Below are 12,275 nucleotides of genomic sequence, written 5' to 3'. Positions count from 1 at the left end.
ATTTTCTTTAGTCTTTAATTAAAATCTGAAATAAATGTTTGCAAAATAAGTTGTTCCCATTCCATAGAACATTTTTGGTCCAAACATGCGTTGATAATTTTTATCGATTGCATTGTTGTAGTTACCAATTCTCATTTGTTCAAATCCTCCAGTGACATAACTTTTATTGTTTAAAACATTATTGATCGTTCCTGAAATTCCTGCAGAATATTTACCAATACGGAATGTTTTTCCTAAGTTGATATTCAACATAAATTCATCACTAAATTTTTCTTGTTTTAACACTTGTTTCAATCCTTCTTCAGTTACATTAGGCACAACTGCACCTTGAGCACCTGTAACAAAACCGCTTGTTCTACGGTATGGAGCGATATCAGCATAATTATTCATTAAATAATTCCCTGAAACACCTACCCACCAAAACTTAGGTGCACGATATTCTGCTCCTAAAGAAAATCCTGATTGAGGCCCTGACGCTACTTTATAATTTTCGATATGAGCTGTTCCGAAATTTTTGTAAGGAATACCTTGTACACCAAATTCGTCTGAATATAAATTATAGCTTGGATTATCTTTGTAAATATATTGACCAATAGATGCTACTGCTGATAAAGTAAGAACGGGTAAAACTTGTGCTTCTACAGCCAACTCAGTTCCTAAATATTCTTTACCAACACCAGTCATTACTTCTGATACAAATAATCTACTTTCGTCACTTGTTCCATCGATATAACCAAACGATTTTTCAATTTCATCTTTTGTTCTTGTATAGTATGCAGTAGCACGAGCTTTGATACGTGGCGCTCTTAAAATATATGATAGATCACTTGAGAAAATTTTCGCACTTTCTATTCCATCAACAGTTACATCATTCATACGAGCATTTGGAAAAATTTCATCAGAAGTTGGTGCTTCTGTTTGATACATTACATTTGCTTGCACAAAATTACGTCCGTCTAATTTTACCAAGAAATTAGATTTAACTCCAAAATCTACGAAATCATACGTTTTACTTTTTCCATAAGAACGATCTTTGTACATTTCGTTTTGAAATTTACCATCACGATAGAATTTCGTTAAGGCAGCTTTCATTCCAATCGTAACATCTAAAAATTTTCCTTTGATTTTAGACTGCATATATAAATCTGCATAATCACGGTTAATTTCGTAGTAGTACTCTTGTTTGTCTCCTTTTCCAACTCTATCTCTTTCAGAAGCATCACGGTTATCTAAAAGATTAAAGCGATAATAACGTGCTACACCATTATCTACTATAGAGTTATAATCATCTGTATTCAACACATATTGCGCACCCATTAAATCTTGGATCTCACGATACAATTTAGATTTTGTATTTTGGTAAGATGCTGCGATTGTCAAATCGATATTTGGTGCTAACTCTGTTTGGAAATTTGTGTAAGCAGTAGCTGTTTGATCTTCGTTAACATCAGCTGTCAACCAATATGCTGCTCTTCCTGTAGCACTATTTTCATTAGCTCTATATAAATTACCCCAATTTAACTGAGAAATCTCTCCATTTCTCCATTGACCAAGTACTTTATTGTAGTTTGCTTGCTGAAAATCTGTTGGAATTCCATTGATATTGTTACGATCAAAAAGATAATAACTTGGCATGTTTCCATAATACGTTGGTGATGGATTATTTGCATTAAACCAATCTAAACGAGAACCACTTTCTTTACCAAATTGATACGAAAGTGTTGTTGTCAATTTAGATTTTTCATTAATATTCCAATGGTGCGTTAACATATTTACTGGTTCGAAGGTTTTCTTCACACGTTCGTTACGTTTTTCACCATCTTGCCATCCCCAATACGAATTGTAGTAAATTCCTTTCATATCTACCACTTCTTGTGTATTTGGAGAACCAGTAGAACGACGAGTAGGCGCACCAAAACTTGTCAAGTTTAAGGTATGTTTTTCATTAAACTTTTTCTCTATACCTAAATAGTACGCATAAGCATCATAAAAAGTACCTTCTATAATTCCTTCTTCAGCCCAACGTCTACTTCCTGAAACCATAAATGCCCAACCATTATCCATCAAACCTGTGTTATAGGTTGCCATTACACGATTTCTGTACGAACGATTGGTGTTAGAATAAGCTAAACTTACTCCTTTACGCATTGTCGAAGGACGAGTATCAAAATTTGTTACTCCTCCTAAATCTCCAAAAGCATATTTAGAAGGCTCTAATCCGTATGTTAACTCTTCTGGACGACGAGTAACATCATTTAGACCTCCCCAGTTATTGAAGGTTGCACGTCCATTATCCATTTTGTTCATACGAACTCCATTAAAATGTACGTCATTATATTTGTTATCTAAACCTCTTGGTTTAAACCAATACGAACCTAATTCGTATGCAGATACACGAGCAAAAACGTCGCGTGAAGATTGTAAAAGTCCTGAATTTGAAGCTGTAGAACTTTCATCATCAGATAACTCATCATCTGTTAATGTAATAATACCAACTTCTGCTGTATTTGGATTAAATGTTAATTTAATTTCACCTAAGTCAAGCTCTTTTTGTCCTGCTACAGTGATTTCTTTTTCAAAAGGGTCGTACCCTACGCCATAAACTTGTAATTTGTATGTTCCATCTGGAATATCAACAAACTGAAAATAACCTATACGATCAGTAATCGCAGCATCATTCACTGCGCCTCCGTCTAATCGTACAGTGAGGTTATAAACCTCTTCACCAGTTGCAGCATTTTTAGCCACCCCAGTAACCTTTGTCTGCGCCTGTGCAAAAGCGACAGTTGCAGCAAAGACCGAAAGACTTAACAATAATTTGTTCATTCAAACGAATTTTTATTTATAAATTAGCTATCTAAAAAAAATAGGACAACAAATTTAGTAAATTCATAATTAATAACATATGTTTAAAATTAATAAATCTTTAACTTTATTAATAATCTTTAATTTATTTTTAACGTTAACTACTCAAGCTCAAACTAAATATGCGAGTGCGACAGTCGCTTTTTATAATGTTGAAAATATTTTTGACACCATAAAATCGGTGGGATATATTGACGGAACATTACCATTTAATGATAAAAATTATCATATCCAGATTGCAGAATCTGACATTTCAAAGTACGAAACAGAAGATTTCAAACAAAGTTACACCTACGAAAACATAAAAGGAAAGAAAATTATTCGTCCTTTAATTCTTCAAGAAGAGTTTTTACCAAATGGGAATAAAAGATGGAATACGCAAAAATATTTTCAAAAAATCAATAATATTTCAAAAGTAATTAGCGAATTAGGCGCTGATGTTACAAATACCGCACCTGTAATTGTAGGGATTTGCGAAATTGAAACGAAAGAAGTTTTAGAAGATTTAGCAAACAGTTCGGCTTTAAAAAAATACGATTATGGTGTTGTTCATTTTAATTCATTTGATGCCAGAGGAGTTGACACAGGTTTATTGTATCAAAAATCTCGTTTCAAAGTAATTGAAGCAAAACCTCATCCTATTTTTAATTATGATGCAGATGGTAGACGTCGATACACACGTGATATTTTACAAGTGACTGGATTATTAGATGGAGAAGAAATTACGTTTTTAGTTAACCACTGGCCATCTCGTAGTGGAGGAGAAAAAGCTTCGATGCCAGCTCGTATGGAAGCTGCAAAAGTGATGAAAGGTATTTTTGAAGATTTAAAAGCTCAAAATCCGAATGCAAAAGTAATTGCAATGGGAGATTTTAATGATGATCCTATTTCACCAAGTATCAAAAACACATTCAATCCTGCTGGAGAAATTTCTAAATCAACAGAAAACGGCTACTATAATCCAATGTTACCTTTATACAAAAAAGGAATTGGGACTTTAGCTTATCGTGATGCTTGGAATTTATTTGATCAATTTATATCTACTTCATCATTGGTTACAAAAAACAAAGATTATTCTTCTTATAAAATCTTTAAAACAGAGGTTTTTAACAAAGATTATCTAATTGCAACAGAAGGTGCATACAAAGGTTTTCCAAATCGTATGTGGAGTGGTGATACATATCGTGCAAATGGTTACTCTGACCACTTCCCTGTTTACACAATCTTATTAAAACAAGTGAAATAATATGAATAAATTAGCACAATTATTTGGTCAAAAAAATAATCGTCTTCTTACAATATACACAACTGCTGGGTATCCAAATTTATCGGATACCCCATTTGTTTTAAGAGAATTAAACAAAAACAAAGTTGATATTATAGAAGTCGGAATTCCATATTCTGATCCTTTAGCAGATGGTCCAACAATTCAAGCAACGAGCGAAAAAGCTTTGGCCAATGGAATGACATTGAATATTTTATTCGAACAATTAAAAGATGTAAAGGATGAAATTTCTGCACCTATTGTATTAATGGGTTACTATAATCAAGTCATGACATTTGGATTAGAGAAGTTTTTACAGCATTGTAAAGAGAGTGGTGTTTCTGGATTGATATTACCCGATATGCCTTACGATATTTACTTGACTCAACACAAAGAACTTTTCGAAAAGTATGATCAAAATGTTACGTTCTTAATTACGCCTTTAACAACCGAAAAACGTGTAAAAGAGATCAACGATGCTACTTCTGGTTTTGTTTACATTGTATCAAGTTCTGCGACAACAGGAGCAACAACTTCTAATTATAACGAAGATTTTTTATCAAACATCAAGAATTTAGGGTTAACGAAACCTCATCAAATTGGATTTGGCATCTCGACTAAACAAGATGTAGAAAAAGCATGGGAATTTGCAAATGGTGCAATTATCGGAAGTGCATTTTTACGTGTTTTAGAAAAAGCTGAAGGCAATTATTCTGAAGCGATTAAAAATTATATTTCGAGTTTGAGATAAATTTCAAACCTAAAATCAAGTTTATTATTTAGGTTTTTATATTCCTTTCATTTCCTACGAAAAAACATACAAACAAAAAAGCAAGCCCTCGTAAAGGCTTGCTTTTATATTTGAAACATGTTTTTCTATTTATTCTACAATCAAGATAAAATAGTTCTTTTTACCTTTTTGTAATAACACGTATTTATCTGCTATTAAATTTTCTGTTGTCAATACAAAATCATCTGCAACTTTTTCTTTGTTAACTGAAATTGCATTTGCTTTTAACTCACGTCGCGCTTCAGAATTCGATTTCAAGAAACCTGTTTTATCCGCTAACGCAGCTACAATATCTAATCCTGCTTCGATATCTGTCATCGCTACAGTTGCTTGTGGTACACCTTCGAAAACAGATAAGAATGTTTCTCCATCTAATTCTTTTAAATCTTCTGAAGTCGATTTTCCGAATAAAACCTGAGAAGCCTTTTCTGCTTTTCTCAATTCTTCGACACCATGAACTAAAATCGTAATCTCAGTTGCTAATTTACGTTGTAATTCACGTAAATGCGGTTCTTGACGGTGACGTTCGATCAAATCATCAATCGCTTCTTTTTCTAAGAAAGTATAAATTTTGATGTAACGTTCTGCATCTGCATCTGCTTGATTTAACCAAAATTGGTAAAATTTATACGATGATGTTCTTTTTTTGTCTAACCAAATATTTTCTCCTCCTTCAGATTTACCAAATTTAGAACCATCAGCTTTTGTTGTTAATGGACAAGTAAACGCAAACGCTTCTCCTTGAACTGTACGTCGAATTAATTCTGTTCCTGTCGTAATATTTCCCCATTGATCAGAACCTCCCATTTGCAATTTAACACCTAACTCTTTGTATAAATGCAAATAATCGTAACCTTGAATTAATTGGTACGTAAATTCTGTAAACGACATTCCGACATTAGACTCTGATGAAAGACGCGATTTTACTGAATCTTTCGCCATCATGTAGTTAACTGTAATATGTTTCCCTACGTTACGAGCAAAATCAATAAAAGAGAAATTTTTCATCCAATCGTAGTTATTCACCAATAAAGCTGAATTACCATTGTTCGTATCAAAATCTAAGAAACGAGATAATTGCGCTTTAATTCCAGCTACATATTTATTTAATGTTTCTTCATCTAACAAACTTCTTTCTGCAGCTTTACCAGTTGGATCTCCAATAAATCCTGTTGCACCACCAACCAAAGCAATTGGACGATGTCCGTGACGTTGTAAATGAACCAATAAGAAAATCGGAACCAAACTTCCTACGTGAAGAGAATCTGCAGTAGGATCAAAACCTACATAACCAGAAGTCATTTCTTTATTTAGTTGTTCTTCTGTCCCTGGCATTATATTGTGAACCAGTCCTCTCCAAGTCAATTCTTCAATTAATGGATTCATAGTATATTTAATGTGTTTTTTATCTAAATTTTACGAGTTACAAAGTTACTATTTTTCAGTAATATTAATAGTGAATAAAGAGATAAAAAAAATCAAGGTTTTCCAAATGGAAAACCTTGATTTGAGATATAATTATATGAGGATAAAATTATATTAAAAAAATGTTATGAAGGATTTTGTTCACATAAAGGATTAGAATTTAATTCTGAACGAGGAATAACCCAAGTCCATCTTAAATCTGTAGGCGGAACTTCCCATACGTTGTTTATAACAGCTGCCACAGCACCAGTATCACGACGATTAAGGGCAGATTTTGTACGTTTTAAATCGAAGAATCTGAATCCTTCTCCCCATAATTCGATACGACGGTGTAAATACAACTCGTCTAAATAAGCTTGTCCCGATGTTGTAAATGATGTAAATTCTGTATCTCTTGCTTGTGCTAATTCAGTCAAAACACTCTTAGAACCTGCTTCGTCTCCTAAATAATATTTTGCTTCGGCTTCTATTAGGTACATTTCTGCTACTCGCATAAAAGGAACATCACCCAACGCAACATTATTATCTTTATTTTTTGTTAAAAATTTTTGAGATGTATATGGGTATTTTGAATAACTCGATGGCAAACCTAAGTCTGGATGATTTCCTGTTGGATCAACTACTTGCGCACGAACATCCGATGTTGGAAAAGCAGCATATAACTTATGATTCATCACTTTTGGAGCTTGACGAATTTGTGTTGAGTTATAATTACGAGACATATATGCATGAAAGTTTCCAAAGAAATCAGTTTGATCATCTTGAATTGCAATTCCCCACATCCATTCTTTATTGGTAAAATCATTAAAACCTTTCAGATAATCTTCTGATGGCATCAATGTTTTATTCTTTCTTGCTAAAGCCGCATATTGTGCTGCTTTCGCATAATCTTGTTGCACCAATGCGACACGAGCTTTAAGTCCTTGTACGTTATCTAAAGAAAAATGTGAGTTGTGTAGTTTAGAAATACCTGTTAATTGTTTTTCAGCTTGATCTAAATCTGACCAAATTTGTTTATACACTTCTTCTACTGTAGATCTTTCTTTAGGATCTTCCATTAACTCTGGTGAAGGATCTAAGCGAATAACTACTCCTAATTGAGAATTCGTTTTTCCTGCTTCGTATCTATTAGCATACAATTGAACTAATTGAAAATAGCCAAAAGCTCTGTAAGCATATGCTTGTCCAATTGCATTATTCTTTAATGTTTGATTACCTCCTGCATCTTGCCCATATGTAATAACATTATTTGCATTACGCATCATAGAGTACCAAAAATTCCATGGATAAGCGATATTTCCTGAAGATTCGTTGTTAATATCTAACCATCTCAATGTAGAAACGAACCATCCGTTACCTGTAGAAGGAAACACAACATCATCACCTAATACATCACTTACAATTAATTGGGCTGTATATCCATTTTGACCTTGTGAAGAGTTTTGTCTAACATACATATTTCTATGCATCCCGTTAATAATCGTCATCAAGTTTTCTCCTGTAGAATATGCTGTTTCATCTCCAATTTCTGAAGTAGGAATTGTATCTAAGAAATCATCAGCACATGATGTTAAGGATAGAGAAGTCCCTAAAACTATTGCTGCTAATATATATTTTACTTTTTTCATTGTTTATTTTTTTTAAAATTGAACATTTAACCCTACACTCACAATTCTTGATGGTGTATAACGGTATGATGTTGTTCCATTAAACGACTGTACTGGTTCTAAACCTTTTCTAGCTGTCCAGCTTACAAGATTTTCTCCACTTAAGAACAGTTTTAAAGAAGACAATCCAAATCTGTCAATTTGATCTTTCTTAAAAGAGTATCCAAATGTTGCTGATCTAAATGCTAAATAATCTGAATCTACCAACCAACGTGATGAAGCTGCTAAATTTTGGCTCACATTATTAGTTGATAATTTAGGAATGTTCGTCACCTGTCCTGGAGTTGACCATGCATTTAGCATATCAGTATGGATTGCTCCTCCATCTGGTGCTGTGTCAATTAAGTTAGCATAATTTCCATCGTAAGTTTGTCCTCCAATTTGATAAGTAAACAATGTATTCAAGAAGAAACCTTTGTACGAAAAGTTATTAGAAAAACTTCCGTATACATCTGGAATAGAAGATCCTACATATCCATACTCTGCGTTATTATGGTTCACAGTATAGGCTTTCCCATCAATGATACGAGTACTTGTATCGTTTGCTTTTTCAGGATCTTGCACATATAATGCACGACCATCAGAAGGGTCTACACCATGATACTTTCTTAACCAAAAATCGTATAAAGAGCGACCTACTGCCAAACGTTTTGTTCCGTTAATAATTTCTTCTTGACCATTTGGCATTGTTAAGATTTCATTTTTGATTGTAGATGCATCTACATTTAAATCCCAACGGAAGTTTTCGTTACGGATAATACCGAATTGTAAAGCAATCTCAATTCCTGAATTCTCTAGATCTCCAATGTTTTTGTTAAAACTATTCCCTGGTACTCCTGATGAGTTTGGTGTTGGAACTGCGAAAATTAAATCTTCAGTTTTACGTTTGTAATATTCAACACTACCAGAAATTCTATTATTAAAGAAACCAAATTCTAATGCAACATCAAATTGCTTATTTGTTTCCCATGTTAAATCAGGATTACCCATTTGAGATAAATAAATACCTCCATTCATCCCATTATTGTATCCTAAATCATATAAATTCAAATCAGCTTGATATCCTGGTGCTTCGGACATTCCTCCATCATTCCCAACTTCTCCATAAGATGTTCTTAATTTTAATAGATTAACAAAACTTGAATCTCTCAAGAATGATTCTCTATGGATATTCCAAGCTGCACCTGCTGACCAGAATGTTCCTTTATCTCTACCTTGTGCAAAACGAGAAGATTGATCTTGTCTTACCGAAGCCGATAAAGAGTAAGTACTATTGTAATCATAATTAACACGTCCAAAGTAAGATTCTTTTCTTAAATCGATTGAGTATCCAGTATTACTTGTATTTACGATAAAGTTTGATAATTCTCTAATCCCTCCAACAACTTCGTGTGTTTTTCTCGTATAAGCATATTGTATATTACGATCAATAGACTCGTGTCCTAAATCTACTTGTAAGTTATGTAGTCCGAATGATTTTTGATAAGATAAAATTTGATTTAAAGTTAATGATGTTGTTTTTTGTCTTGTAATCCCTAATGCAGCTGTACCAATTGCATCTCCAATTTCTTTGTTCTGATAAGATTTGAAGTTATAATTTTGGATATCATATGCAACATTCGTTCTAAATGTTAATCCTGGTAACAAATTAAACTCTGCAAAAGTTCTGGTAAAAACAGCATTCGTTTCACGGAAACGATCGTTTAATAATGTTTCTTGCAAAACATTACGTCCTACTCCTGCTCCTGCTCCACGACCTCTTGTAAAAGTACCATCATATCTTACGTTACCATTTTCATCGTACATTCTTTTCCCTTCATCATCGTATAAATACGGTGAATATATTGGTCCCATAAAACGTGCAGTATAAAATGGATTAATATAAGATGAACCTTCTCCATCTTCTGCTTGTTTAGATTTTGTTAATGCACCCGTTATATCTGTACCAATTTTCAACCATTTACTTACACGAGAATCTACATTTACACGAGCGTTATATCTTTCGAAGTCAGATTTTATAATATAACCTTCTTCATTATTATAACCTAAAGATGCAAAGTAATTTGTATCATCAGAAGCACCTGCATAACTCAAGTTATATTGTTGAAGAGATCCAACTCTAGTCACAGCATCCATCCAATCAAAGTCGTTATACAACATTGACGCATTTGGGTTCAACTCACCATTAATAATCACCTCATTATTTGGAACATTATAAATGTTGTTTTTCAAATTCTGAGTTATCAAATTATTTGATGCCCATTGATTCGCTTGTTCTACTGTAGCATTTGGGTTTGATTCTAAATAACCATTACGCATTGATGTCCAAGTCAATTTATAATAATCTTCAGCTCCTACCTTAGCATACTCAGGCACCCCTCTTGTTACAACTCCGGTATTCGAGCTAAATGTGAACTTCCCTTTATTTCCTTTCTTCCCCTTTTTTGTCGTAATCATTACAACTCCATTTGCAGCTGCAGATCCGTATAATGAAGTAGATGAAGCGTCTTTTAGAACACTAAACGATTCGATATCATTCGGATTAATATCAGACAAAGACCCTGTGAAAATAGCACCGTCAACAACAAATAATGGTGAATTTGATAAATTATAAGAAGAAATACCTCTTATTCGAATATTAGCACCAGAACCAGGTTGTCCTGTAGAAGTTGAAAATTGAACTCCAGGAGCTCCACCTTCTAAGGCTTTTGCAACATTAGTTAATGCACGATCTTCAAAAACTTCAGATTTAATCTGAACATTAGAACCCACTACGGTTTCTTTCTTTTGAACACCATAAGCTGTAACTACAGTTTCTTGTAAATCTACAGTACTAGTTTTTTTAGGATTGATTACTCCTAAATTATTACTTGTAACTATATACTCTTCGCCATTAATAACTAAAATATCTCCAACTTTAGCATCAATGTCAAAATTTCCATTTTCGTCTGTATACACAATATTCTGAGTTCCTTTTACAGAAACTTCAATGTCAGACTCTGGAAAACCATTTGCATCATTCACTGTCCCTTTTGTTTGAGCAAATACAAGTGTACTTAACCCAAGAAAAGCGATCAATGATAAAGAAGTCATTTTTTTTCTCATGTGTTTTTGATTTATCTAATGCAATATTAACATTTTTTAACACATTTCCAAAAAAATCATAATTTTAACACAAAAAACCACTTATAATTACATATTTTTAATTATTCAATATAATCTTTTGTTATTTAACACATTAAAAAACACTTTCAATGCAAACGCTTTTTGAAAACGAAAAATTCAAATGGATTAATTTACATAATCCAACGAAAGAAGAATTAGATGAAATTGCAACAAAATATAATTTTCAGAAATTAACGATAGAAGATAGTTTAGAACCTGGCCATTTACCAAAATACGAATCAGATGATCAAAATGTTTCGTTTTTATTGATTCGTTTTTTTGATAAAGAACATCGCATGTTGAAAAACATCATTCGAGAATTTAGTCACAAAATCAGTATTTACATAGGAACAGATTTTATCGTGACTGTTCATCAAAAAGAAACGGATATGTTTGATCGTATTCAGGAAAAATATCTTTCAAATCCTGATTTATCCAAAATAACGATTAAAGGAATTTTGTATCGAATCATTTCCGAAACAATCAAAACTTACGAACAACCGGCTTACAGAATGGATGAAGGTGTTGACTTATTAGAACAAATGATTTTTTCAGATGATTTTAGAAGAATCAAACTTCAAAACCTTTATCAAATTAAACGAGAAGCAACCGCTTGTAAAAAAATATTAGATTATACATTAGAAGCGTTGAAAGAATATCGATTAGATCATAAACGTACAAGTTCCTCTCAAGATTTAATCGAAGAGAATGTAAAAATGCTGCATTTGCATTCACAAATTGTTGATGATGTCCAAAGTTTACTATCTATTTATCTTTCGATTAACGGTCAGAAATCGAATGAAATCATGCAAACTTTAACCATTTTTTCGGCCTTTTTCTTACCCTTAACTTTTATCGCTGGAATTTATGGAATGAATTTCGATTTCATGCCCGAGTTAAATTACAAATTAGGCTATCCAATTTGTTTACTTGTCATGTTATTAGTGGTAATTTTTATTTACTTTTGGTTCAGGAAAAAAAAATATTTATAATTCAGTATGATTTTCGTAACGGGAGGAACAGGTTTGGTTGGTGCGCATTTGTTGGTAGAATTAGCAAAAAAGCAACAGCCTATTCGTGCTTTAAAACGAAAAACATC

Annotated in this window: 8 protein-coding genes; 4 read left to right on the top strand and 4 right to left on the bottom strand. The window is 32.9% G+C overall.

The window, feature by feature from the left end; translation table 11 throughout:
* Positions 1 to 18: 18 nt before the first annotated feature.
* Positions 19 to 2,826, bottom strand: a complete 2,808-nt coding sequence (locus Q0616_RS08065) for a carboxypeptidase regulatory-like domain-containing protein (protein WP_284583124.1) — start codon at positions 2,824 to 2,826, stop codon at positions 19 to 21.
* A gap of 79 nt (positions 2,827 to 2,905) precedes the next feature.
* On the opposite strand from Q0616_RS08065, the gene Q0616_RS08060 reads away from it, so the two are divergent.
* Both Q0616_RS08060 and trpA read left to right on the top strand, forming a co-directional pair.
* Positions 2,906 to 4,111 carry an endonuclease/exonuclease/phosphatase family protein gene (locus tag Q0616_RS08060; RefSeq protein WP_260541823.1) on the top strand — a complete coding sequence of 402 codons (1,206 nt, stop codon included), beginning with the start codon at positions 2,906 to 2,908 and terminating at the stop codon, positions 4,109 to 4,111.
* Position 4,112: 1 nt separating this feature from the next.
* Positions 4,113 to 4,880 (top strand): tryptophan synthase subunit alpha, encoded by a 768-nt coding sequence (gene trpA, locus Q0616_RS08055; RefSeq protein WP_298776332.1) that lies wholly within the window; start codon positions 4,113 to 4,115, stop codon positions 4,878 to 4,880.
* Positions 4,881 to 5,009: 129 nt separating this feature from the next.
* Here the strand turns inward: trpA and tyrS are convergent, their stop codons facing one another.
* The 3 genes from tyrS to Q0616_RS08040 form a co-directional block, all read right to left on the bottom strand.
* On the bottom strand, positions 5,010 to 6,305 hold the full coding sequence (gene tyrS, locus Q0616_RS08050; RefSeq protein ID WP_171623276.1) for a tyrosine--tRNA ligase: 1,296 nt from the start codon (positions 6,303 to 6,305) through the stop codon (positions 5,010 to 5,012).
* A 164-nt stretch (positions 6,306 to 6,469) separates the two neighbouring features.
* Positions 6,470 to 7,972: a RagB/SusD family nutrient uptake outer membrane protein gene (locus Q0616_RS08045; protein ID WP_298776330.1), complete on the bottom strand. Its 1,503-nt coding sequence runs from the start codon at positions 7,970 to 7,972 to the stop codon at positions 6,470 to 6,472.
* A gap of 12 nt (positions 7,973 to 7,984) precedes the next feature.
* Positions 7,985 to 11,116: a SusC/RagA family TonB-linked outer membrane protein gene (locus Q0616_RS08040; protein WP_298776327.1), complete on the bottom strand. Its 3,132-nt coding sequence runs from the start codon at positions 11,114 to 11,116 to the stop codon at positions 7,985 to 7,987.
* 149 nt (positions 11,117 to 11,265) lie between these two features.
* Here Q0616_RS08040 and Q0616_RS08035 point away from each other — a divergent pair, with 149 nt between their 5' ends.
* Both Q0616_RS08035 and Q0616_RS08030 read left to right on the top strand, forming a co-directional pair.
* Positions 11,266 to 12,168 (top strand): CorA family divalent cation transporter, encoded by a 903-nt coding sequence (locus tag Q0616_RS08035; protein ID WP_260541819.1) that lies wholly within the window; start codon positions 11,266 to 11,268, stop codon positions 12,166 to 12,168.
* Positions 12,169 to 12,174: 6 nt separating this feature from the next.
* A partial coding sequence (locus Q0616_RS08030; protein ID WP_298776349.1) for an NAD-dependent epimerase/dehydratase family protein occupies positions 12,175 to 12,275 on the top strand: 101 nt, incomplete at its 3' end.

The organism is uncultured Empedobacter sp. (genome assembly GCF_937930195.1).
Classification (GTDB): Bacteria; Bacteroidota; Bacteroidia; order Flavobacteriales; family Weeksellaceae; genus Empedobacter; species Empedobacter stercoris.
This window is presented reverse-complemented; position numbering and strand designations above follow the sequence as displayed.